20 protein-coding genes are annotated in these 22,828 nt (G+C 47.5%); 8 read left to right on the top strand and 12 right to left on the bottom strand.

What is annotated here, in order from left to right; translation table 11 throughout:
- The first annotated feature begins 64 nt into the window (after nucleotides 1-64).
- A complete protein-coding gene (gene purD / locus AC3WS5_RS05055; protein WP_492466166.1) occupies nucleotides 65-1,360 on the top strand; it encodes a phosphoribosylamine--glycine ligase in 1,296 nt (431 codons plus the stop codon).
- Nucleotides 1,361-1,553: 193 nt separating this feature from the next.
- Here the strand turns inward: purD and AC3WS5_RS05050 are convergent, their stop codons facing one another.
- The 6 genes from AC3WS5_RS05050 to AC3WS5_RS05025 all read right to left on the bottom strand — a co-directional run bounded on the left by AC3WS5_RS05050 (nucleotide 1,554) and on the right by AC3WS5_RS05025 (nucleotide 7,357).
- Complete coding sequence (locus AC3WS5_RS05050) at nucleotides 1,554-2,288, bottom strand: LytR/AlgR family response regulator transcription factor (protein ID WP_492466165.1); 735 nt, start codon at nucleotides 2,286-2,288, stop codon at nucleotides 1,554-1,556.
- The gene (locus AC3WS5_RS05045) at nucleotides 2,285-3,325 is read right to left on the bottom strand and encodes a sensor histidine kinase (RefSeq protein WP_492466164.1); all 1,041 of its coding nucleotides are present in this window, start codon (nucleotides 3,323-3,325) and stop codon (nucleotides 2,285-2,287) included. The genes AC3WS5_RS05050 and AC3WS5_RS05045 overlap by 4 nt, the downstream gene beginning before the upstream one ends.
- Before the next feature lie 69 nt (nucleotides 3,326-3,394).
- A complete protein-coding gene (locus tag AC3WS5_RS05040; protein ID WP_492466163.1) occupies nucleotides 3,395-4,198 on the bottom strand; it encodes a LiaF transmembrane domain-containing protein in 804 nt (267 codons plus the stop codon).
- Nucleotides 4,199-4,320: 122 nt separating this feature from the next.
- Nucleotides 4,321-6,003, bottom strand: coding sequence for an adenine deaminase (gene ade / locus AC3WS5_RS05035; protein ID WP_492466162.1), 1,683 nt, complete (start codon nucleotides 6,001-6,003; stop codon nucleotides 4,321-4,323).
- A 59-nt stretch (nucleotides 6,004-6,062) separates the two neighbouring features.
- Nucleotides 6,063-6,740: a tRNA (guanosine(37)-N1)-methyltransferase TrmD gene (trmD, locus tag AC3WS5_RS05030; protein WP_492466161.1), complete on the bottom strand. Its 678-nt coding sequence runs from the start codon at nucleotides 6,738-6,740 to the stop codon at nucleotides 6,063-6,065.
- Between the two features lie 236 nt (nucleotides 6,741-6,976).
- Entirely contained in the window at nucleotides 6,977-7,357 is a 381-nt protein-coding gene (locus AC3WS5_RS05025) for an RNA-binding S4 domain-containing protein (protein WP_492466160.1), read from the bottom strand.
- Nucleotides 7,358-7,622: 265 nt separating this feature from the next.
- Here AC3WS5_RS05025 and AC3WS5_RS05020 point away from each other — a divergent pair, with 265 nt between their 5' ends.
- Complete coding sequence (locus AC3WS5_RS05020; protein ID WP_492466159.1) at nucleotides 7,623-8,798, top strand: acyltransferase family protein; 1,176 nt, start codon at nucleotides 7,623-7,625, stop codon at nucleotides 8,796-8,798.
- A gap of 378 nt (nucleotides 8,799-9,176) precedes the next feature.
- Here the strand turns inward: AC3WS5_RS05020 and AC3WS5_RS05015 are convergent, their stop codons facing one another.
- Nucleotides 9,177-9,764: a 2'-5' RNA ligase family protein gene (locus tag AC3WS5_RS05015; RefSeq protein WP_492466158.1), complete on the bottom strand. Its 588-nt coding sequence runs from the start codon at nucleotides 9,762-9,764 to the stop codon at nucleotides 9,177-9,179.
- 146 nt (nucleotides 9,765-9,910) lie between these two features.
- Between AC3WS5_RS05015 and AC3WS5_RS05010 the strand changes: the two genes are divergently transcribed.
- From AC3WS5_RS05010 to AC3WS5_RS05000, 3 genes are all read left to right on the top strand, one after another.
- A complete protein-coding gene (locus AC3WS5_RS05010) occupies nucleotides 9,911-10,846 on the top strand; it encodes a penicillin-binding transpeptidase domain-containing protein (RefSeq protein WP_492466157.1) in 936 nt (311 codons plus the stop codon).
- 266 nt (nucleotides 10,847-11,112) lie between these two features.
- Nucleotides 11,113-12,117, top strand: coding sequence for a VWA domain-containing protein (locus AC3WS5_RS05005; RefSeq protein WP_492466156.1), 1,005 nt, complete (start codon nucleotides 11,113-11,115; stop codon nucleotides 12,115-12,117).
- Entirely contained in the window at nucleotides 12,114-12,704 is a 591-nt protein-coding gene (locus AC3WS5_RS05000) for a tetratricopeptide repeat protein (RefSeq protein WP_492466155.1), read from the top strand. Before AC3WS5_RS05005 ends, AC3WS5_RS05000 begins: the two co-directional genes overlap by 4 nt.
- Here the strand turns inward: AC3WS5_RS05000 and AC3WS5_RS04995 are convergent.
- Nucleotides 12,684-13,832, bottom strand: coding sequence for a glycerate kinase (locus AC3WS5_RS04995; protein ID WP_492466154.1), 1,149 nt, complete (start codon nucleotides 13,830-13,832; stop codon nucleotides 12,684-12,686). The two genes, AC3WS5_RS05000 and AC3WS5_RS04995, sit on opposite strands and share 21 nt — an antisense overlap.
- Before the next feature lie 169 nt (nucleotides 13,833-14,001).
- Here AC3WS5_RS04995 and mfd point away from each other — a divergent pair, with 169 nt between their 5' ends.
- Nucleotides 14,002-17,442, top strand: coding sequence for a transcription-repair coupling factor (mfd, locus tag AC3WS5_RS04990; RefSeq protein WP_492466153.1), 3,441 nt, complete (start codon nucleotides 14,002-14,004; stop codon nucleotides 17,440-17,442).
- 46 nt (nucleotides 17,443-17,488) lie between these two features.
- Nucleotides 17,489-17,821, top strand: coding sequence for a YegP family protein (locus AC3WS5_RS04985; protein WP_492466152.1), 333 nt, complete (start codon nucleotides 17,489-17,491; stop codon nucleotides 17,819-17,821).
- Between the two features lie 197 nt (nucleotides 17,822-18,018).
- On the opposite strand, the gene dinB is transcribed toward AC3WS5_RS04985, so the two are convergent.
- Nucleotides 18,019-19,233: a DNA polymerase IV gene (dinB, locus tag AC3WS5_RS04980; RefSeq protein WP_492466151.1), complete on the bottom strand. Its 1,215-nt coding sequence runs from the start codon at nucleotides 19,231-19,233 to the stop codon at nucleotides 18,019-18,021.
- 169 nt (nucleotides 19,234-19,402) lie between these two features.
- Here dinB and AC3WS5_RS04975 point away from each other — a divergent pair, with 169 nt between their 5' ends.
- A complete protein-coding gene (locus tag AC3WS5_RS04975; protein ID WP_492466150.1) occupies nucleotides 19,403-19,870 on the top strand; it encodes a hypothetical protein in 468 nt (155 codons plus the stop codon).
- A 185-nt stretch (nucleotides 19,871-20,055) separates the two neighbouring features.
- Here the strand turns inward: AC3WS5_RS04975 and rimM are convergent, their stop codons facing one another.
- The 3 genes from rimM to ffh all read right to left on the bottom strand — a co-directional run bounded on the left by rimM (nucleotide 20,056) and on the right by ffh (nucleotide 22,789).
- Nucleotides 20,056-20,586 carry a ribosome maturation factor RimM gene (gene rimM / locus AC3WS5_RS04970; RefSeq protein WP_492466149.1) on the bottom strand — a complete coding sequence of 177 codons (531 nt, stop codon included), beginning with the start codon at nucleotides 20,584-20,586 and terminating at the stop codon, nucleotides 20,056-20,058.
- A gap of 188 nt (nucleotides 20,587-20,774) precedes the next feature.
- Complete coding sequence (gene rpsP, locus AC3WS5_RS04965) at nucleotides 20,775-21,251, bottom strand: 30S ribosomal protein S16 (RefSeq protein ID WP_492466148.1); 477 nt, start codon at nucleotides 21,249-21,251, stop codon at nucleotides 20,775-20,777.
- 206 nt (nucleotides 21,252-21,457) lie between these two features.
- Nucleotides 21,458-22,789, bottom strand: coding sequence for a signal recognition particle protein (gene ffh / locus AC3WS5_RS04960; protein ID WP_492466147.1), 1,332 nt, complete (start codon nucleotides 22,787-22,789; stop codon nucleotides 21,458-21,460).
- Between the last annotated feature and the right edge of the window lie 39 nt (nucleotides 22,790-22,828).

Below are 22,828 nucleotides of genomic sequence, written 5' to 3'. Positions count from 1 at the left end.
TTGCGACCAGACACAGACGTTCATTTTTTGAATTTAAACCCCGAGATTAACTTAAGACAGAACTATGAAGATTTTGATATTGGGCGGCGGTGGTCGCGAGCATGCCCTGGCCTGGAATATACAACAGCGCTCCCAGGGAAGGGATGAAATTTTCTCGGCCCCCGGAAACCCGGGGACTGCCCTGTGTGGGACCAACATTGACCTGCCTGTCACCGACTTTGCTTCCATCGGCAGGTTTTGCCTGGAACAAAAGATCGAAATGGTGATTGCCGGACCGGAAGAGCCGTTGGTCAAAGGAGCCCGGGATTACTTCAGAAACCAGGAACATCTGCGACATATTCATTTCATCGGCCCTTCCGAATACGGCGCCCAACTGGAGGGCAGCAAGGCTTTTGCCAAAAGTTTTATGCAAAGGCACGGGATTCCTACCGCCGCTTTCAGGGAATTCACGATCGATAATTTTGAGGAAGGCGTGGAATATCTCCAGCAGCACAGCCTGCCTGTTGTGTTGAAAGCCGATGGATTAGCTGCGGGAAAGGGAGTGGTCATTTGCCATAGCGCCGAAGAAGCGGTGGAGGTGTTCGGACAGATGATCCAGGAGGCAAAGTTTGGGGATGCGGGCAAAAAAGTGGTTGTGGAAGCTTTCCTGGACGGCATTGAGCTGAGCGTTTTCATTCTCACCGACGGACAGGAATATGTTTTGCTGCCGGAAGCCAAGGATTATAAACGGATCGGAGAAAAAGATACCGGCCTGAACACGGGGGGTATGGGTGCTGTCAGCCCCGTCCCATTTGCTTCAGACGCATTCATGAAGATAGTTGAAGAAAGGATCATCCGGCCAACCGTAGCCGGATTACACCGGGAAAACATAGACTACACCGGTTTTATATTTTTTGGTCTGATCAAAGTTGGCGGCGAACCTTTCGTCATTGAATACAATTGCCGCATGGGCGATCCGGAATCGGAAGTAGTTATGCCCCGGCTGAAGAACAACCTGGCAGATCTTTGCCTGGCGGCTGCTCAGCATCGTCTCGCCGATATCAACATCGAAACTGACGCCCGTGCGGCTGTAACAACCGTAGCCGTGAGCGGGGGATATCCCGGCAGTTTTGAAAAAGGATATAAGATCTCCATCTCAGCATCAGCCGATGCGCATCCTGATACCATTCTTTTTCAAGCCGGAACAAAGTTTCATGAAGGACAGCTGGTCACCAATGGCGGCCGCGTTCTTTGTGCAACAGCATTTGGGAGCTCAATTCCTGAGGCAGCAGCCAAATCGCGAAACGCATTAAAAAATATTCGTTTTGACGAAATGTATTACCGAAACGATATCGGATATGAATGGGATAAACCGGAATAACAGGAAGGTCGATTCGTGTTCAACCACAGAAATTACATATAATAAATTTGTTTATTCTTTGTAAGCGCGCGGCTGCAGTTTTTTCACCAGCGTTTTCGTTGCAGCCAAATACCCGACTAAAACAGTAAAAAATACCTACGGCGGAACGAACAGGCCGCTTTGTGCCCGTTACGCTATCACTTTAATTCGGGAATCACAATCCCAGCACACCCCTCAGTTTCCCGTAACCGTTCCTGCTTACGTTGACCCTGGCCCCGCTTTTGAGGATGGCGATATGCCCATCTTTTTCATAGGGGTCAATCCGCGTTATTTCCTGGACATTCACAATAAAGGAGCGATGGCAGCGCACAAACATATCTGCAGACAGAAAAGATTCAAAAAAAGACATTGTCTTGTTCTTGAGGTAATAACCATCTTTAGTAAACACCTTTACAAAATCATCGGCTGCCTCTAAGTACAGCACTTCCTGCACCGGGATGATCTTTATCTTGGAACCGTTTTTCACAACGATCCTGTTATTAACACCAGGGAGACTGGCGTCATTTAACAGTTCCCTTGTCGCGGCTTGGTTTCCTTTTGTCTGCGCCATAAATTTTTCGATTGCCCGGTCGAACCGCTCCTGGTCAAATGGCTTCAGTAGATAGTCGATCGCATGCGCATCAAAAGCCCTGATCGCGTACTCGTCAAACGCGGTTGCGAAAATGACGGCTGGCGGCTGATCCAGCAGTTCAAGCATTTCGAATCCACTGATCTTTGGCATTTGGATGTCTAAAATTATCAGATCGGGGTTTTGTTCCTGAATTGCTTTCAGGCCTTGAAAGCCATCCTCACACTCGGCCACCAATTGCAACTGCGGATGTTTTTGCATAAATTCCTTCACCATGGATCTGGCGAGGAATTCATCGTCTATAATAATTACTTTAATCATATATGTTGGGGTATTTTTACAATCGTTTTAAAAATCTCCGGACCACTTTCCGTCAGGAGTAGATCGTTTCTCGCATAAAGCAGAAATAATCTTCGCTGGATAGAGGAAAGCCCAAATCCTGTCCCTCTTATTGGAATGGAGGTCTCAGGATCATGTGGATTGCTGACTTCGATAATCAGTTCTTTCCCTTCCATAAAACATACTATTTTGATAAGGGTCTCCCCCGTTGTGTCATATAATCCAAACTTGATAGCATTTTCCACGATGGGTTGCAGCAATAAAGCCGGTAGCATTTTCTGCCGGGCTTCGTCCTGGATCTGAATCTCGGTAACGAGGCGGTTGCCAAAGCGTACCTTTTCAATTTCCAGGTATAGATTTAAATGGCAGATCTCTTCTTCCAGTGTGGCCGTCTGTGTCTCCTCCTTCTTTAGGGTGCCCCGGAGAAAGTCGGAAAGTTGCTGGATCATTTTTCTCGCCTGCTGGGGATTAATTCCGATTAGCGCATTGATGGAATTGAGGCTGTTGAAAAGAAAATGGGGCTGCAGTTGCTGACGCAGATTATACAGCTCTGCGTCCCTGGACAATTTCTCAACATCTTCTTTTCGCTGTTCAGTTTTCTGTCGCTCCACCCAATTATTCCACACGATCCCGGCAAATGTCACTACGCTCAGTACAAGGAAAGCAAAACCATAACGCACGAGCAAAGAATTCTCCAGGAAAGAGAGATAGGTTTGCGAATCGCTAAAGACAATGACCAGGGTACGATCTGTAATGAAAAGCCAGAGTGCAGATAGCACCAGGCAGGAACCAATTACACCCAGGTATTGAAAGGATGAGGGCAGGTAATAGGTAGAAACATTCAGAATGAGCAGCGCGGCAAATAACAGCAGCGTATTACTGATTACGCTGTCGAGAACAGAAGTCCCCAGCGAAAAATGCAGGCTTGTCAACAGATATACCTGACCCGTCATGAGTACTACCCAACCGGCACCTAGAGAAATAAGGAATTTTCTTGCTGCTAAGGGGGATGGAGGCATGTTTCTTTTTTTGGGGAAATCGTTTGTCCGCACCGCGCCAGTGAACGATTAACCCCATGAATTAAATAATCAAAAACTCTTTACATCCACCCCTCCAAAAATCACGGTGCCCTTAATCAACAGGGTTTTTCTCGATGTTTCAGGAGAATTTTGCACGACCCTTTTATCTTTAACTTCTCCCAGGATAGCAACGGCATCAGAGACAACATTCCAGTTACCCGGAACCAGCAATGTGGCGCCCCCAAAGAGGATGGAGACATCGAGGATGGCAGTTCCATTCAGATCGGCCTGTGTCAGATCAATCTGGCTGCCCCCGAAAATATTCACCATTTCACCACCGCGGAAATTTTTTGAAAATATCTTCTTTTTGATACCTCCGAAAATAGAGGTAACATCCAACACGTCTTCTGCGGAATATGCCCCCGGTGACAATGTTTCGCTTTCAGTGGCTGATGGTCCTTGCATGCATCGACCGGAAAAATGCCCGCGGGGCTTGAAAATAAAGAATAGCCCGGTGCCTATCAGGACTATAGGCACGATGAACTTTCGAAGTCCTCCATCGACCGCAAACTCGTCGATCAGGAACAGCGTTCCGATCAAAACGATAATCAACCAGCCCACTCCCTGAAAATCCTTCCGGATACCAATGATCACACCGAGCGCAATCACGAACATTTGCCAGGAAAAGAGAAATTCGGGCAATTCATAACCCATTTTGTTCAGCAGGACTTTTCCTCCAACCACAAGCAGCAGGAGGCCCAGCCAGATATGCGTTTTTGGATGCCGACGCCTGAACCCAGGAGTAGCTTCCGGCTCATAGCTTCGTTCCGGCTGATTGTAGGATTCCGTACTATAGGTGTTCTGATCACTCATCACTTTTTAATTTTAATGTAAAAATAGATTAATATGGAAGCGCAGACAACAGTAGGGATGTGTACCGCTGGCAATAATCGGTGAATGAACGGTTTCTTACGGTAAATGAACGGCAACCCACATCACGCAGGACGGGATGCTCCCGGATCCCAACCAATCTCAAACTGAAACCTTGCACCGTCAAACAACCCCAGATCACTGAGTTTGAGTTCCGGAATAACCAGCAATGCCATAAAGGAAAGGGTCATAAAGGGAGATCCCAGGCTACTGCCCATATCTTTTTTAGCCATTACATCCAGTGCCTTATAGGCTTCAGATACCCGGTAACCGTCCTCAACGCTCATCAGCCCCGCCACCGGCAGAGGCAGAACGATTTCTTTTCCCGGTATGACTGCCGCTATACCACCCCTTTCCCCGATAACCAGGTTCACCGCATCACAAAGACTTTTATCATCAACACCAACTGCTACAATATTATGGCTGTCATGAGCCACTGAGGACGCCAGTGCGCCCAACTTCAAACCGAAGTTTTTAATGAATGCTTTTGCCACCGGCGCCTGCCGGTATCGGTTTACCACTACAATCTTTAGAAGATCCCTTTCCGGGTCGCTTACAAAATTTCCATTTTTAATAAGTGGTTTCAGCAATAATCTGCGGGTGATCAACTGCCCGTCCAGCGCCTCAATCACAGGTAGCGGCTCACTGGTAAATGCCGGAACGGCAAAGTCGTCAGGTTCTTTTGCCGGAGAGTTAAATTTATTAATAATATCACTATTCGGTGTATTTATTAAAGATTTGCCGTTTTCTGCGACGAGTAAACCATCAATATAGGTTTTCATCACTTCAAAACCCACCAGATCCTTAACGATGATAAAATCTGCGGGGTCCTCGGCACGCAACAGACCATTCCTCATACCATAATGAACGACAGGATTGATGCAGGCCGCCTGCAGTACTTTGTACCAGTCTATTCCCTTGGCAACCGCCCTCGCACAAAGTTGGTTAATATGACCTGCCTCCAGGCTGTCGGGGTGCTTGTCATCACTGCAAAACATCATGTTTTCAAAATGCTCGGGCAGCAGACCCACCAGTTCCTCAAAATTTTTAGCAGCACTCCCTTCGCGGATCAGGATCTTCATCCCATAGCCTAGTTTCTCAAGTGCCTCTTCCCTGGTAAAGCATTCATGATCAGTGGAAATACCCGCACGAATATAATTCCGGGCATCTTCCCCCCTGAGTCCCGGCGCATGGCCGTCTACCGGCTTGCCCAGCCGGTGAGCCGATTCAATTTTTTTCATCACTTCCGGGTCCCGACTCAGGACACCCGGAAAGTTCATCATCTCTGCGAGGTAATAAATATCTTCATGCCGCAGTAATCCTTCCACCAGGCTGCTGTCAAGCGCATCGCCTGCCGTTTCGAAAATAGTCGCAGGTACACAACTCGGTGCGCCAAAATGAAATTTAAAAGGCACCGTCTTTCCATTCTCAATCATATACTCGACGCCTTTCAAACCGCAGACATTGGCGATTTCATGCGGGTCGCTAACAGTTGCCACTGTGCCGTGCACGACGGCCATCCTTGCAAATTCAGCGGGGACCAGCATGCTGCTTTCAATATGCACATGAGCATCCACAAAACCCGGGAGGATATAACCTTCGCCAAATTCATCAGCGGCGTCCTGCGATCGCGTTTCGACCGGTGTGATTGAAATTATTTTTCCATCTTCCACCAGCAGTTCTGCCGGATAAATGTTCCTGCCAGGTATATCGACGAAACGTCCCCTGATCGAAAATGTTTTTACCATTTTATTAGTAGATAGATTTTTGACGAACCTTATTTAAACCGTGCATTCAAATGGTACCTTCAGGATTCCAGCAAGCCGGGCCTTCTTTCGCGCGTGCGCAGCAGGGACTGCTCGTATCGCCAGTCCTCAATTTTCCGGTGGTCCCCGCTAAGAAGCACCTCCGGAACTAACATTCCCTCAAAATCTACCGGGCGTGTATAAACTGGGGGCGCCAAAAGGTTATCCTGAAACGAATCGGTGAGTGCAGAGGTCTCATCGTTCAAAACCCCGGGTATCAGTCGCCCTATCGCGTCAACCAATACCGCCGCTGCCAGTTCGCCTCCACTCAGGACATAGTCGCCAATCGAAACTTCTTTGGTCACAAACTTCTGACGGATCCGTTCATCAATACCTTTGTAATGACCGCAAATCATGAGTATATTTTTTTTTAGTGAAAGGGTGTTAGCCATTTTCTGATCCAGCTTCCCCCCGTCCGGTGTAAGGTAGATGACTTCATCAAATACCCTGTTCTCTCCCAGTTCCCGGATTGATGCTGCCAGAGGTTCACACATCATCACCATGCCGGCTCCGCCTCCGTACTGGTAATCATCAACCTGTCCATACTCATTAACCGCCCATTTTCGCAGTGCATGCACATCCACTTCCAGCAACCCCTTTGCCTGCGCCCTTTTGAGGATGCTGTGTTCCAGGGGGCTTTTCAGCAACTCGGGCAGTACGGATACAATATCAATATGCATGGAACGAAGATAAGAACCTTGTGGCAAAGCCCGCTTTATCCAGGCGCTGCGAGGGGCAACAAAACGAGGTTTTCATGGTCTGTCGCGCTGACCACTGACCAACCCGCAATGGCATCTGGGTGTTTACAGATTGCTATTATTTTAATATATTCCTCGATTTTTTTGGTAGAAGACTGTGCTCCAGGCTGCACCAGGCCGTAATGAAATCTCACTTTAACCGTACAACTCCCTTCTGTCTACTCCAGGAAATCCTTCAGATCCCTCCTGTCTTTTTTTGTAGGTCTCCCGATTTTGCTCAGCCTTTTACCGGTATGGAAACTGGATGGCTGGTATTGGATCTGATCGATCTCATCCTGGGGAGTCAGGTCAGTATAATAATTGATGGCCTCAGAATACTTGAGCCGGTTGTGCAGTAACCCCGTGACTTTTATACGCCAACGCCGGCTTTCGGCTCGGATATCGTAGATATCTCCCAAGTGTACATTTTTACCTGGCTTTGCCGGCTCATCACCATATTTCACCTTGTTACTGTTACAGGCATCCGTAGCCAATCGTCTTGTTTTAAACATCCTGATGGCCCAGAGGTATTTGTCGAGTCGGAGTTTTTCCTGTTCCATTTGCTGCAAAAGGCAAATGTAGCCAATGATTATTTAATGGATAGCTGCAGGACCGGTTCCCTGGTCAGGATTATCCGAAAAATGCAGGCGGGAAATCTGGTGGGCCATCCTTTACAATTGCCCGTGGTCCAGTGCCGGCAGGTGCCGCATTCGGGCGCAAACGCCATCCGAGTTTCCGTTTAAATTGGGAGTGGCATCGGAGCAATTTCAAAGTTTGGAATTCAGATTATAATTTCCATTATCTTAGATCTTTAAATTGCCAGCAATGAAGATACGTTTTCAATCGCTCGATATTTTCAGGGGAGCGACTGTTTGCCTGATGATCCTGGTTAATAATCCCGGAAATTGGGCGCATACTTACGCGCCATTGAAACATGCGCACTGGCATGGCCTGACCCCTACGGACCTGGTTTTCCCGTTTTTCCTGTTTGCAGTAGGTAATGCGATGGCCTTCGTCATACCCCGACTGCAGGCCGAGGGCACCAAGGCGTTCTGGAAGAAAATAATCAAGAGAACGCTGATCATATTCGCCATTGGCCTTTTCCTGAACTGGTACCCGTTTATCCGCTGGAATCAGAATACACTGGAATGGATCCCGTGGGTTAGTGGCAGCGATCCGACAAAAGGCGTGCGGATCCTGGGCGTGCTGCAGCGGATCGCGCTTTGTTATTTTTTCGCTTCGGTGATCGTTTATTTTTTCAAACCGAAAACGGCTTATTTCACTGCCCTTGCGCTTCTTCTGTTCTATTGGGGAATTTGTCTCGCTGGTAATCCTGCAGACCCCTATAGCCTGACGGGATGGGTGGGCAACCGGGTTGATCAAGCAATTTTGGGTGTTCCGCACATGTATAAGGGGGAGGGCCTGGCGTTTGATCCGGAAGGTTTGCTGAGTACGATCCCTGCCATTGTTCAGGTTGTTTTTGGATACTTTGTAGGCATGTATATCAAAAGCGGGGCCGTCGGACCCCAGGTTGAGGGTGGAGAACCCTCGGGGCTATACAAAATGCTCAGCGGGTTATTTGTCATTGGCGTAGCATTTCTGATAACGGGCTTTTGCTGGGATATGGTATTCCCGATCAATAAGAAAATCTGGACCAGCTCTTTTGTGGTGTATACAACCGGACTTGGAATCATCACCATTGCGACGATGATCTACATCGTCGAAATAAAAAAAAGAAAGGGCTTCATCGGTCGTTTTTTCGAAGTGTTTGGAAAGAATGCGTTGTTTATTTTTGCATTAAGCGCCTTTCTGCCGAAGACCCTCGCTCTTATCAGGCTGGATAAGAACCTGAACCCTTGGAACTGGCTATACAAAAAAGTGTGGGTACACGTGCCCGGTCCACCTGAGAATGGTTCACTGTTATTTGCTATTACGGTGATTGTCTTCATGTGGGCTATTTGCTACTGGCTCGATAAAAAGAAAATCTATATTAAAGTTTAAGGTTTCAAATTGTAAAGCAACTTTAAAGTTTCAGACTGTACATCAGCCTTACAGAATTTGTGGACAAAGCAGATGGGATGGTCGTTTAACGATTAAACGCGCAGGGAACGAAGAAAAACTCATCTCCACAACAGTAACCTTCCTGGTTTTATTGGCAATGCAGATGGGATGGTCGTTTAACTATTAAACGCGCAGGGAACGAAGAAAAACTCATCTCCACAACAGTAACCTTCCTGGTTTCATTGGTAATGCAGATGGGATGGTCGTTTAACGAATAATCTCCCTGCGAATAAATTTATCTCCCGCCAAACGAAAGAGAACTTATCTCCTTATATAATATATAAAAAATAAGTATTGAGAGGGCAGTGACGAAACGGGTTACCAGGTAAATTTGATCGGAGACACGATCTGGTTCTGAAAGGCCAGGTATTTCAGGATCTGCCAGCTCCTGAAGCCTTCCATCCGTTTAAGCAGCAGCATGCTGTCGGCCAGAAAACCTGCCGATACTTGTTTACGTGTATATTTAGGCCAGCTTTTCTGGAATTGCCAGGGTTGTAAACGCTGGGCGATTGATATTCTGGGCAAATCGTTAAACCTTGCACTAAGCATCATTTTTTCAACCGTTTTTAGCTGTTCGACCAACGCGGATACCGGTTCCTGCTCCGCGACTTTCAGATAAATTTCGTTGTCATCCAGGGTACCGAAACCGTGAAGGTGCATTCTGAAAGGCATATAGCCCAGCGCGATCCGGTCCAGCGCATCAACAACAGCTTGCTCGCCCGATTCATGCTGCGAAAAAGTAGCCAGGTAGATGAAAGGGTTCCCTCCGGCAATCACCATTCCCCGGTAATCCTGATCGAAAGCTATTTTCACGGCGGCGACCTTCTTTTTCACCGGTTGCGGCGTGTCCAAAATCAGCCGGTAATCATTCAGAGGATCACTTCCGTATTGCATCATGGTCTGCATGACAAAGCACTTTAAAAGTAATCAGATCCCTCCTCACTCTCTATCGTTCTGTAAATATAGGTAAATTTTTCAATATATTCAAGAAAAACTGTGAAGAATTGCGATAAAAGGCTTTTTTTTGACAAATAATAATAATTTCCAGCATAATGAAGCCAGGTTTACAGCAGTTAATCCGTTTTTCTCTCACAACAGTGAAGAAAATCAACCGTTCCCGCGATGCGTTTTACACTGAAAAGACGGGCCACCGGAGCAGTCGCTTTAGTCTGCAACTTTTAGCGCTGCTGATGGTCATCCTGGCCTCCTGCAGCGAGAACAACGTCAAAAAGGACGACAGCCTGAAAAAATATTTCGATGGTCAGAAGGTTACCGGTTGCTTTGCTTTGCTGGACAACGGTACCGGAATGTTTACGGTGTACAATCTTCCTCGTTACCGGGACAGCGCCTATCTGCCGGCATCCACATTCAAGATTGTTAACGCGCTGATTGGTTTACAGACTGGCATTATCAGCAGCGACAGCATGATAATTCCCTGGGATGGCATAAAACGTTCTGTGGAAGCATGGAATCACGACCTTAACATGGTTCAGGCCTTCAGAGCCTCCTCGGTCCCCTATTTCCAGGAAGTGGCCAGGCGCATCGGGAAAGACACTATGCAGTTCTGGATAGATACCTTGCATTATGGCGCGGGGAAAAAAGACACGGCGTTCCGGATCACTACAGCGGTAGATACCTTCTGGCTCGACAATACGCTGAAGATCACCCCGGATGAAAACCTGGGTCTGGTAAAAAAGCTATACTTCAATGAGTTGCCGTTTTTCAAATTATACCAGGAAAAGGTCAGGCAAGCCATGCTGATGGAAAATAATGCCAATTACCGGTTGGCTTATAAAACCGGGACCGGCCTGACCCCTGAAAACCATCAATTAGGCTGGATCGTGGGCTGGATTGAGGAAAACAACCATCCCTATTTCTTTGTGCTCAACATGGAATCGCCGGATCCTGATTTTGATATGCAGACAGCCAGAATAACGCTTTTGCGTGAATTATTGACAAATATGGGATTCTTCAGCGGGAAAATGTGAGCTGCGAATCCCTGATCATCCCTGTGAATTCGAGGGTGGACCGGCCGCATATAAAATCAGGCATCTATTTTGCGTCGTTAGAGAAGCCGGCGCCGATCGGGATACGGGGTGGGTAATTTACAATAGTTCCAGGATTTGGAGATCCCAGCCGCAACTGATGTGCCGGATCTAAAATTTCCGGTAGGTCGGCGTGCCGTAGAATATTTTCACTATCTCAGACTTGAGAGGAATGGTGAATCGTATAGATAGATAAAAAACTTTGAAAATTGGGCTTTCAGTTTCAATACTTTGATTTGATTTGGTTGATGGGGGGCACACTCATCCTGCTGTGGCTGTTTTGGCGTCGGAATCGATGGAAGCAACGCGTACTCAGGTTGATGGGCGAACCGGCCCTGGTGACAGCGCTGATACGCCGTTACTCGCCACGAAAAGCCAACCTGAAATTCGTCCTGATCCTGCTTGCCTTCGCCTTCGGTGTACTTGCGGTGATGAGTCTGCGTAAACCCAGGGGAGATGATGGCATCAGGCGGGAAGGTATCGATGTGGTCTTTGCGCTTGACCTAAGTAAGAGTATGCTGGCCACGGATATTGCTCCCAGTCGGTTGGAAAGGGCTAAGAAATTTATTTCTGATATGATTCAGGCAATGCCGGAAAACCGCATAGGCCTGGTGTGGTTTGCGGGCAAAGCCTATGTCCAAATGCCGATAAGCGGGGACCATGGCGCTGCGCAGATGTTTGTGGCGGAAGCCAACCCCGATATCATTCCTGTTGGGGGCACCGTGATTGGAGAAGCGCTGGAACAAAGCCTGAAAGCTTTCGGAGTGCGTGAAGCCAAATATAAGGCGGTGATCCTGATTTCCGATGGCGAAGATCACGATGAAAAAGCCGTCGAGATTTCCAAAGAACTGGCCCGACGCGGGCTGATGCTCATTACCGTGGGGATTGGTTCGTCGCAGGGAAGCTATATCCCCGATGACTCTACCGGCGGACACAAAATAGATCCTGAGACCGGACAGCCTATTGTCTCGCGACTTAATGAGGCCGAATTAAAGCAGATAGCACAAAACACAAACGGTTTGTATGTACACCTCGATCAAGGCAGGGAACCCGTTAGGGCTGTCCTGAAGCAACTGTCACAAATCGATAAAAAAGTTAGCGGGGACATCAACCTGATGTCATTTACCTATTACTTCTGGATTTTTACCGGATTGATGCTCATACTGTTAATCATGGAGCTCCTGTTACCCGAAGGAAAAGAAACTAAGTTATGAAGTTGAAATTATCGATACTGTTTTCTTTGTTCTGCCTGCAGGCTTTTGCGCAGGGTGATGCCCATGCTATCCGGCAGGGAAACCAGTCGTACAAGAAAGCAATGTGGGTCAGCGCTGAAAAGGCTTACGACATGGCCACTGAAGGCAAGTATCGATACATTGCCCTCTTGAACAAGGGGAATGCGCTCTATCGCCAGAAAAAATATGACGATGCAGTAAAAGCTTATAAGGCCGCTGCGGACGCAAAAAATAACGATCCGATGCTCAGATCAGGGGCTTATTATAATGCCGGTGTAGTTTTTTCCAGTCAGAAAAAGATCCGGGAGAGTATTGAAGAATATAAAAAAGCGCTTCGACTGAACCCTGATGACCAGAAAGCCCGGGAAAATCTCCAAAAAGCGCTGCTGGAACAAAAACAAAGTGGGGGTGGCGGTAGTTCTCAGCAGCAATCCCCAAGCCAGTCGGATATGAGCAAGAGCCAGGCTCAAAAGCAACTTGATAAACTGGAACAAAAGGAAAAAAATATCAGCGAAAAAATGTCAAAGGAAAAATCACTTGGTGGAGGCTCAGCCGGGAAAGACTGGTAAAGTACTCACAAGCCATTGCCCTATTCTGAAACCCGCCTTTACGAGGTTCGGGCCGCTATTTGCGAGAGCATTCGGCAAGCTGATCCGCGGCGGATTGATCCGGATTAACGTATCGAAATATTTTTTCAGATCCTTTTCCACTTTTCTGTCGATAACCCCCGCCACACCCGCTACCGACAAATTTCTTTCTTTGGCGATCTTGGCCACCTGAAACGGAACTTTACCCTGAAGCGTTTGACCGTCCAATGACCCTTCGCCGGTGATCACCCATTCACTCCGCTTTAAATGTCGTTCAAAACCGGTCAGTTCCAGGAAATACTTCGCTCCGTCCATCGCTTTCGCACCGCCAAGAGCTTCCAGCAAGGCCGCGGTGCCCCCGGCTGCTCCGCTGAATGGCTGACTGCTCATTCTTTTGCCGGTAATCCCAGCCACAACATCATCCAATTTTGCCAAACACCCTTCCAGGAACCTGATGTCCCCCGGTTTCGCTCCCTTTTGGGGACCGTACACTGCAGCCGCACCTTTTCTGCCCAGCAATTTTGTACTAACATCACATAACACGTTAATTTCAGTTTGGAAGAGTCTGTTATCTATCGCACTGCAATCGATCGTCTGTAATTCAGCCAGACCGAGGGGGAAATCTTCGATCACCGTCCCAACCGAGTCAATAAATCTCACGCCAAGCTCCCGCATCATGCCACATCCCCCATCAATCGTTGCGCTGCCACCCACGCATAGCAGTATTTTTGAGACGCCCTCGTCAAGGGCAGCCCTGATCAGCATGCCCGTCCCCCTGGTATTGGCGACCAACGGCCGGTATTCCCGACGTGAGAGCAGGCGCAATCCAGAAGCGTTTGCCAATTCAATGACCGCGGTGCGCCGGTCGGGCGACAGTCCCATAGCTGCCTGAACGAGCCTGCCGAGCGGATCTTTCACGCTGGTGGTCAACTGCTTACCCTTGAAATGCTTCGTAAGCAGCGCGCCGGTTCCGTCGCCCCCATCCCCCACAGGAAAACGGGTGCAGGTGCACTTCAGCCCGCTTTGCCTCAAACCTTTTTCCAGGGCATTTGCAGCTTCTGTTGCAGACAGGCTGTTCTTAAACGCATTGGGGGCAATCAGGATATGCATAATAACTGTAGGGGTTATTGACAATGGCAGTGATAACAAATATACGGGTTATTCGGGTCTGCCGGTCGTGTCCACTGAGACAGATGCTACATCTCCGGATCAATGACGCCAGGTTCAACTATCCGCCTGACTTAGGAGAAAAACTCGATTTTTTTTATCTTTGCAGTTGATGAGCCCGGATGTGCTGAAGAATTTCTATGCTGACGACCCCCGCTGTTTAAAAATTGCGGACACCCTTTCTATGTCCGGCCCCGTCAAAATCTCCCTGTCGGGCCTCGCCGGCAGCGCCTCCCAGTTTGTTTTTGCTGCATGTGCCGGCCACGCTGAAGGCCTCAACCACCTGGTAATCCTGGACGATGCGGAAGAGGCTGCTTATTTTCAGAATTCGATAGAAAACATTACAGGAGAACTTGATATTTTCTATTTCCCGTCTTCGTTCAAAACGCATAAAAACTTCAGTGTCCTCAATCCCTCGCATGTCATGTTGCGAACTGAAGCACTGATGCGGCTTTCGGCGCCAGCCAGGGATGCAGGCACAAGCCAAACGCTGAAGCGCAAGATTCTGATCACCTATCCCGAAGCACTCTTTGAGAAAGTGCTGATCGCACAAACAGTAGCGGAGAACATCATCTATATCAAAACGGCGGATACACTTGATATACCCAAACTGCTGCTGACCCTTGATAAATACGGGTTTGAGCGAAGCGACTTCGTCTATGAGCCGGGCCAATTTGCCATTCGTGGAGGGATATTGGACATATACTCTTTTGGCAACGACAAGCCTTACCGGATTGAACTGTTTGGCAACGAAGTGGACTCTATCCGTATTATCGACCCCGAGACTCAGCTCAGCGAACGAAAATTATTGCAGGTTTCTATCATTCCAAACCTGGATGATCTTTCAAAACAGGAAGCTGGTAGTCATGGTATGATTTCCCTGCTGGATTTCCTGCCTGCCAACACCGTAGCCTGGGTTCAAGACGAAGCGTATTGCCTGCATCAGCTTGATGAGATGGCAAAGGAGCTGGACCATTTTCTTGAAACCACCACCCCGGCATCGGTTGCCGAGGAGACGGGCAAAATGATCAGAAAAGAAACCAGCCCGGAAGACTTCATCAGATCCTGGGATCTGGCGGCTTCGCTCCAAAAGAGAGCGGTGGTGTATATGAGTCCGGACGCCGATCGGCAGGTCTCCCATGAGTTTGCTTTCCAAACCCGCGAACAGCCCTCTTTTAATCGCCAGTTTGAACTGCTGACCCAGGACCTGAAGTCCAGGGAAAAACTGGGATACAGCATTTACATTTTCGCAGAGAATCCCAGACAGCTCGAAAGACTACAAACCATCTTTGATGATCTCTCGGCTGAATCCGGCGGACAGAACGGAGTGGTCTTCAATCCGGTGCCCCTGGCTATTCCACAGGGATTTATTGATGAAGAACTAAAACTGGTCTGTTATACCGATCATCAGATTTTCCAGCGCTATCACAAGTACCGAGTTAAACAGGCTTACAATAAAAATAAGGCCATTACGCTCAGGAGCCTCCGCGAACTTCAGCCAGGCGATTATATTACACATATTGATCACGGCGTTGGTGTCTATAGCGGATTACAGAAACTTGAAGTAAACGGGAAGTTGCAGGAGGCTGTGAGGATCATTTACAAAGACAAAGATGTCCTCTATGTAAATATCAACTCCCTGCACAAAATCACGAAGTATACCGGCAAGGAAGGAAGTGTGCCTAAAATCAACAAACTCGGCAGCGATGCGTGGAACCGACTAAAAGAAAAGACCAAAACCAAAGTAAAGGAAATCGCTTTCGACCTGATCAAACTATACGCTAAAAGAAAGGCGCAACACGGCTTTGAACATAGTCCGGACAGTTACCTCCAAACCGAATTGGAAGCGTCTTTTTTGTTTGAAGATACGCCTGATCAAAGCCGGGCCACAGCCGACGTGAAAAAAGACATGGAATCGCCCTCCCCCATGGACCGGCTGATATGTGGCGATGTGGGCTTCGGCAAGACTGAAATAGCCATCAGGGCAGCGTTTAAGACCTGCGTGGACGGGAAACAGGCCGCCGTACTGGTACCGACAACGATTCTGGCTTATCAGCATTTCCAGACTTTCAGCGAGCGACTCAAAGAATTTCCGGTAACGGTGGACTACCTCAACCGGTTCAAATCATCCAAAGAGAAAAAAGAGACCCTTCAAAAACTCAAAGAAGGCAAAATAGACATTATCATAGGCACCCACGGGCTCATTGGAAAAGAAGTGAAGTTTAAGGATCTCGGACTGCTGGTTGTGGACGAGGAACAGAAATTTGGCGTGGCCCATAAAGAGAAGATCAAGACCATTCGCACCACCGTGGATTGCCTCACACTGACTGCCACACCCATACCGCGCACCCTTCAGTTTTCGCTGATGGGAGCCAGGGACCTGAGTATCATCAATACACCGCCGCCTAACCGGCAACCGATTCAAACCGAAGTACAGGTCTATCAGGAAGATGCAATCCGCGAAGCGATCTATTTTGAGACTGAACGCGGAGGGCAGGTATTTTTTATTCACAACCGGGTTGCGGGCCTGGCCGAAATGGCCAGCATCATTCAGGGGCTTTGCCCTGACCTGTCGATTGGTTACGCACATGGCCAGATGGAGGGGCGCTTACTGGAGGAAAGAGTGCTGGATTTCATCAGCCGTAAATACGATGTGCTGGTTTGCACCAATATCGTTGAAAGTGGAGTGGATATTCCCAACGTTAATACGATCATTGTAAATAATGCGCATCATTTCGGCTTGAGTGACCTGCACCAGTTGCGCGGGCGGGTGGGGCGAAGCAACCGAAAAGCTTTCTGTTACCTGCTTGCACCGCCGATGAGTACGCTGCCGGCAGATTCAAGAAAAAGGCTGCAGACGCTGGAACAGCATAGTGAACTGGGAAGTGGTTTTCAGATTGCCATGCGTGACCTTGACATCCGCGGGGCCGGTAACCTGCTGGGCGGCGAACAAAGTGGTTTTATGGCCGAGATCGGCTTTGAAATGTACCAAAAGATCCTGGATGAATCGATTCGTGAACTGAAGCGTACAGAATTCAGGGACTTGTTTAAAGAAGAGATCAGCCGGCAGGATGATTTTGTACAGGACTGTACCATCGACACTGACCTGGAAATTCTCATTCCCGACAGCTATGTTGAAAATATCACCGAAAGGTTATCTTTATACCAGCGACTGGACAGCAGTGAAGACGAGGGTTCACTGATGGAAATTTACCATGAATTACAAGACCGGTTTGGTCCGGTCCCCCCTCAGGTAAACGATCTTTTTGAAACGGTCAGATGCCGCAGGCTGGCGATAGACCTGGGATTCGAAAAGATGACCCTGAAAAATGAAACTTTGCGGTGTCATTTTGTGAACAGCCCGGATTCACCCTATTTTGAATCTGCAGTTTTTAACCGGATCATCGAGTACGTTCAAACCGGCACCAATAAGGCCCGGTTGAAACAAACCGGAAGATCATTCCTGCTGATTGCCGAACCTTTTCAAGGGATGGAAGCGCTTCATAATTTTCTAAAAGATATGCATCATTTTTGTGTTACACCGGACGTATAAAGTTGAAATGGAATGCTTTTTGATTGCAAACTCATTAAAAACAACTATGGGTCAATTTGTAATCAAAAAAAGAACAAACGGAGAGTTTCAATTTAACCTGAAGGCTGGTAACGGGCAAAACATCTTGTTAAGCGAAGGTTACACAACAAGAGCCGGTTGTGATAATGGCGTGGACTCAGTACGTAAAAACGCCGTGGACGATAACAGGTACGACCGGAAAACATCCACCAACGGTAAATTTTACTTCAACCTCAAAGCTTCTAACGGGCAGATCATTGGTACCAGTGAAATGTACGAAAGCGAAGCCGGCCGCGATAACGGAATTGCCTCGGTTAAAGAAAACGCACCGGGCGCCACGGTAAGCGACCAGACTGCGTAAATCTCGCTTACCTGTAATACTCGTTCATCATCTTGCAGTTTCGGCTGATTACTTAATTTATGACACGTGCGCGAATGTGATTTTTATTGGCGTTCGTTAACCCGGACAGTAATTTAGGAGGATGAGCAGATTTTGAAGGCTGAACATGAATCCGAATCATTTCATGTTCGGTGTGTGCTGCAAACGGGTAATTTTATTTAATGTTGACGGGCCCCGCCTTTTGCGGGAGGTTTGCCAGCAGGTTTGGAGGTCTGCGATGAAAATTTACCGGCTGCTTTGGTCACGGCACGGGTGCCGAACCTATTCTTAATGTCGTCAACAGCGCGGTACAATTTTAATTTTTCTTCCTGACGGCTAAACAGATCCATTTGCATACCTGAATCAGCCAACTGACTGAACCGGATCCCTATGAGCCTGACAGGCCGGCCTTTTTGGTAGAAACCGCCGAAGATCTCCTGTGCTTTGCCAATCAGTTCATCGTCAAGTGAAGTGAAGTTGATGGTCTCCTGCCTGGTGACGGTCTCAAAATCACTATACCTGATTTTTACTGTGACGCATCCTGTAAGCTTCCCATCCTGTCGCAGGTCGAATGCATTTTTTTCTGTGAGCCTGACCAGCCGGCTGTTCAGAAAAACCAGGTCGGTTTGGTTCTCGTGAAAGGTAGTTTCGCGGCTCATGCTCTTCTGGTCCCAGGATGTTTCGATCTCATCACTCCCGATGCCTTGTGATTTCCGCCACAGTATAGCGCCCCATTTACCCAATTTTTTTTCCAGCGTTTCTTTGGAAAGTTTGGCAATATCCCCGATAGTGTGCAATCCCATCGCTCTCAAACGAGGCTCTGTCTGCTTCCCCACTCCCAGAATTTTATCGATACCAAGTGGCCAGAGGAATTCCTTTTCCTTTCCCGGTGGAACTTCCAGGAAACCGTTGGGTTTTGCTTCGTTGGTAGCCATCTTACTGATGAACTTTACAGAAGACAACCCGCAGGAAATAGGGAGTCCGGTTTCCCGAATGATATAATGACGCAGATCCTGTGTATATTGGCTGACGTTGAAGAACCGATCCATACCCGAGAGATCACAATAAAACTCATCCACGGAAGCTTTCTGATACCCGGGAACCCTTGCGGCGATGATATCTGTCACCATTCCGGAATAATGGCTGTATTGTTTGTGCTGACCCGGCAGGATAACTGCCTGCGGGCAAAGCCTCGTGGCGGTGGTCATCGGCATGGCTGAATGTACACCGAATTTTCGGGCTTCATAGCTACAGGTTGAAACCACGCCCCGGCCCGATGTGCCTCCTACAATGACCGGCTTCCCTTTCAGGGTCGGGTTCAATAATATCTCCACGGATACAAAAAAAGAATCCAGATCAAAATGGGCAATATGTGGAACCTGTTTTTCCTGCATTTATTTCCGTGCAATTTACCTCAAACTTCCGGTATTCTGTTTGCTGCAAAATGTCCGGCCGGGGCTTCAGGACTGTTTTCTCCGACCTGAAGAAGGAGGAATTCACCGGCGCTACCTTTCGGAAAACCCCTTTAATTTTGCAGAGCTTCATTCATCTGAAAAGGTTAGTATGGATTTCATTGCTCCCGGTATTGATTCGCTGAAAGATCTGATCACTTATTTAAATCAGATCAACCGATCTTCCAATGCATCAAAAAAGCAAGTCGTGCGGGAGCTACGTGATAACCTCAATATTTTTTATAACGCCTACCTGAATAATATACCGGCCGATTCACTGATCGATTTGCTGAGTAATGAAGCCATCAAGGACGCGATTCGCGGAAATTTTAAATTCAGGCAATTGAAGCCTGGTACGATTGAGCCCTATCATATTGCCGACGAAAGAAACAGGCGCTACATGGGCTGGACAGCGGAACGGCTTGTAGAAAAAATCGACGAAAAAATTGAAGAGTTGAAGAATCTAAAGAGAATGAACAACCAGACAGTAGCACACCTGAAAAACAATACGGGATTAATGCTGAGCAATCTTTATTTCCGGATGAAACTGTTGGCCGATTTCATCCGTGGACCGAAATAAAATTAGACATTAGATACTTGACGCCAGATATTAGATTACTAATATATTATTCTTTACTTTATTTAATCGATCTATGCTACTAAGCAGTCCTGAAAAACTATTCGCAACGATAAATTAATGAATAACTAGTATAATATATTCGTAATTCGTAATTGATCATTCTTAATTTCCTTTAACTTAACTTCTTACCCCTTCAGATAGATATCCAGGAGTCCCTCGGGTAGTGACACGTAAATCAATTTTTTGCGCTGATCTGTTTTAAGCAGGGTCTGTTCATGCAACGGAATAAAAACTTCTTTCCCATCCATATCAATCCGGCAAAGGATCTGGTGTGGCTGTTCGATCACTTCCTCAACGGTGCCAAGTGGTTTCCCCTTTTCTACGATTGTGAAACCCAGCAGTTTGATGACGGCCGACTTATCCGCATATTCGTCAAAGTCTTCCTGCTTCAGCCAGGCCTCCTTTTGAAGCAGGGGCCTGCCGGCTTCTTTGCTGTCAATACCCTCAAGTTTTACAAAAATTTCGGTTTCATTCTTGACCCTTGTATTTTCAACGAACCAGGGCAGCCAGCCTCCGGTTATATCCCGGACGAAAATCGCGCCCAGGCCTGTCAGGGTTACTTTCTCCCCCAGCCCATGCCTGAGTACAAGATCGCCTTTCAGTCCATGGGTACTCACCCACTTCCCTATGCTGACATATTTTTGATTTGTATTCATCCTATTTTTTAGACACAAATCCGAAGTAATCCCATCACCTCCGGCGATCCGAAAATAACAACTAATTCAATGTAACAAAGCTGAATTCCCCCAGAGCTTATGAGATGCCAACCAAAAAATCCGATGGTAACCAGGAAAAAAGGCTGCCCATCCCGGACAGCCTTCTGTTTCTTGTACCTTTAAGCTTTTTATTCTCCTTTTTCAGCGTTGTTAGCGTCCTGAGCAGCGGTTTCAGCTTTAGGTTCAGATACTTTTCGCGGTGCCGCACTGGCAACCCTACGTTTGGCTTTTCTTTCCTCGATCGCTTTAGCCTGACGTTTCTTGATCTGAATGTCATGCTCGGCGCTCCAGGTAGTGAACTTTTGCATTGCTGCAGCTTCATCAAAAAGTCCCAGTTTTACACCACGCAGTAAATGTTTCAGGTAGAGTACACCTTTGAAGCTGAGGATACGGCGAACAGTGTCGGTGGGGGTAGCCCCTTTGTTCAGCCACTCCAATGCTTTTTGACGGTCCAGCTCAATGGTAGCAGGGATGGTCAGAGGGTTGTACGTGCCTAGTTTTTGGATGAATTTACCGTCACGGGGGCTTCTTGCGTCAGCAACCACGATAAAGTAAAAGGGCCTCTTTTTAGACCCGTGTCTTTGCAATCTGATTTTAGATGCCATTTTAAATAGAAATTTAAGGCTTTAAATAATAATTGTTTATTCATATTCCCCGCCTAAGCGGGGGGTAACGGACTGCGAAATTAAGCAATTATGCGCAAAAATGAAGCTTAGATAGCCAGATTAATGCGAAAACAGGACTTTTATCATTTCATTATAAAAATGGAGAATCCCCTACAGAAACAAGCTTTCCTACGGTATTTTCGGGATTATCTTCTGCCCCCTATTCCAGGCATCATGCGACCCATACCCCCCATCTTATTCATGCTTTTCATCATCTGTCGCATTTGTTCAAATTGTTTCATGAAAGCATTGACTTCCGAAATATCCTTACCGCTTCCGAGGGCGATCCTTTTCCGGCGGTTACCGTTAATCAGATCGGGGTTTGATCTTTCAGCGGGCGTCATGCTATCAATGATGGCTTCGATGCCTTTAAAACTGTCATCGCTGATATCCAGATCTTTGATCTGCTTTCCTACGCCGGGTATCATTCCAAGGAGGTCTTTCATATTGCCCATTTTCTTAATTTGGGCTAGCTGCTGTTTAAAATCCGCAAAATCAAACTTATTTTCCCGGATCTTGCTTTCGAGTTTCCGGGCCTGCTTTTCGTCGAACTGCTCCTGGGCTTTTTCGACCAGCGAGGTAATATCGCCCATCCCCAGGATTCGCTGCGCCATTCTCTCGGGGTAGAATACATCCAGCGCATCCATCTTCTCGCCGTTACTGATAAATTTGATGGGTTTGTTGACCGTGTATTTAATGGATATCGCCGCCCCACCTCGCGTATCGCCATCGAGTTTGGTCAGCACAACACCCGAGAAATCAAGACGTTCATTGAATGCCTTAGCTGTATTCACGGCATCCTGACCTGTCATGCTGTCCACGACAAAGAGAATTTCCTGCGGATTAACGGCATCCCGGATGGCAGTAACTTCAGCCATCATCGCCTCATCAATCGCCAGCCGCCCCGCAGTATCCAGGATCACTACATTCTTGTTGGCCGACCTTGCCTTTGCTACCGCATTTTTAGCAATATCAATAGCATTCTTGTTTTCTTCCTCAATATAGACCTCTACCCCGATCTGCTCGCCCAAAACGCGCAATTGCTCCATGGCTGCCGGGCGGTAAATATCGGCGGCCACCAGCAAGGGTGACAGTCCTTTTTTGGTTTTCAGATAATTGGCCAGCTTACCGCTAAAAGTGGTTTTACCACTACCCTGCAAACCAGCGATCAGGACAACAGCCGGATTGCCCTTAGCATTGAACTCAGCCTCCTGCCCGCCCATCAGTTCCGCCAGTTCGTCTTTCACGATCTTCACCATGAGTTGTCCTGGACTCACGGCATTTATCACCTTCTCCCCAAGCGCTTTATCCTTGATCTTATCGGTGAATTCTTTGGCGATCTTATAGTTCACATCGGCATCCACCAGCGCCCGACGGATCTCCTTGACCGTAGACGCCACATTCAGCTCAGTAATCCGCGCCTGGCCTTTCAGGTTTTTAAATGCACTGTCTAATTTATCCTGCAGGTTATTAAACATAACTGACTAACTTTTATTAAAACGGGCTGCAAAAATAAG

Source organism: Niabella sp. CPT15-335-S11, assembly GCF_058792415.1.
Note: the sequence above shows the minus strand (reverse complement) of the source record. Positions and strands in the feature narration are given on the sequence as shown.

What these genes read in the sequence shown, in the direction of transcription:
- trmD (WP_492466161.1), bottom strand. Translation starts at nt 6,740, where the DNA reads ATGCATATTGATATTGTATCCGTACTGCCCGAGTTGCTGAAAAGCCCC.
- AC3WS5_RS04985 (WP_492466152.1), top strand. Translation starts at nt 17,489, where the DNA reads ATGGGTCAATTTGTAATCAAAAAAAGAACAAACGGAGAGTTTCAATTT.
- dinB (WP_492466151.1), bottom strand. Translation starts at nt 19,233, where the DNA reads ATGCAGGAAAAACAGGTTCCACATATTGCCCATTTTGATCTGGATTCT.
- AC3WS5_RS05020 (WP_492466159.1), top strand. Translation starts at nt 7,623, where the DNA reads ATGAAGATACGTTTTCAATCGCTCGATATTTTCAGGGGAGCGACTGTT.
- rimM (WP_492466149.1), bottom strand. Translation starts at nt 20,586, where the DNA reads ATGAATACAAATCAAAAATATGTCAGCATAGGGAAGTGGGTGAGTACC.
- ade (WP_492466162.1), bottom strand. Translation starts at nt 6,003, where the DNA reads ATGGTAAAAACATTTTCGATCAGGGGACGTTTCGTCGATATACCTGGC.
- mfd (WP_492466153.1), top strand. Translation starts at nt 14,002, where the DNA reads ATGAGCCCGGATGTGCTGAAGAATTTCTATGCTGACGACCCCCGCTGT.
- AC3WS5_RS04975 (WP_492466150.1), top strand. Translation starts at nt 19,403, where the DNA reads ATGGATTTCATTGCTCCCGGTATTGATTCGCTGAAAGATCTGATCACT.
- AC3WS5_RS05050 (WP_492466165.1), bottom strand. Translation starts at nt 2,288, where the DNA reads ATGATTAAAGTAATTATTATAGACGATGAATTCCTCGCCAGATCCATG.
- AC3WS5_RS05010 (WP_492466157.1), top strand. Translation starts at nt 9,911, where the DNA reads ATGAAGCCAGGTTTACAGCAGTTAATCCGTTTTTCTCTCACAACAGTG.
- ffh (WP_492466147.1), bottom strand. Translation starts at nt 22,789, where the DNA reads ATGTTTAATAACCTGCAGGATAAATTAGACAGTGCATTTAAAAACCTG.
- AC3WS5_RS05000 (WP_492466155.1), top strand. Translation starts at nt 12,114, where the DNA reads ATGAAGTTGAAATTATCGATACTGTTTTCTTTGTTCTGCCTGCAGGCT.
- rpsP (WP_492466148.1), bottom strand. Translation starts at nt 21,251, where the DNA reads ATGGCATCTAAAATCAGATTGCAAAGACACGGGTCTAAAAAGAGGCCC.
- AC3WS5_RS05015 (WP_492466158.1), bottom strand. Translation starts at nt 9,764, where the DNA reads ATGCAGACCATGATGCAATACGGAAGTGATCCTCTGAATGATTACCGG.
- purD (WP_492466166.1), top strand. Translation starts at nt 65, where the DNA reads ATGAAGATTTTGATATTGGGCGGCGGTGGTCGCGAGCATGCCCTGGCC.
- AC3WS5_RS04995 (WP_492466154.1), bottom strand. Translation starts at nt 13,832, where the DNA reads ATGCATATCCTGATTGCCCCCAATGCGTTTAAGAACAGCCTGTCTGCA.
- AC3WS5_RS05040 (WP_492466163.1), bottom strand. Translation starts at nt 4,198, where the DNA reads ATGAGTGATCAGAACACCTATAGTACGGAATCCTACAATCAGCCGGAA.
- AC3WS5_RS05045 (WP_492466164.1), bottom strand. Translation starts at nt 3,325, where the DNA reads ATGCCTCCATCCCCCTTAGCAGCAAGAAAATTCCTTATTTCTCTAGGT.
- AC3WS5_RS05025 (WP_492466160.1), bottom strand. Translation starts at nt 7,357, where the DNA reads ATGGAACAGGAAAAACTCCGACTCGACAAATACCTCTGGGCCATCAGG.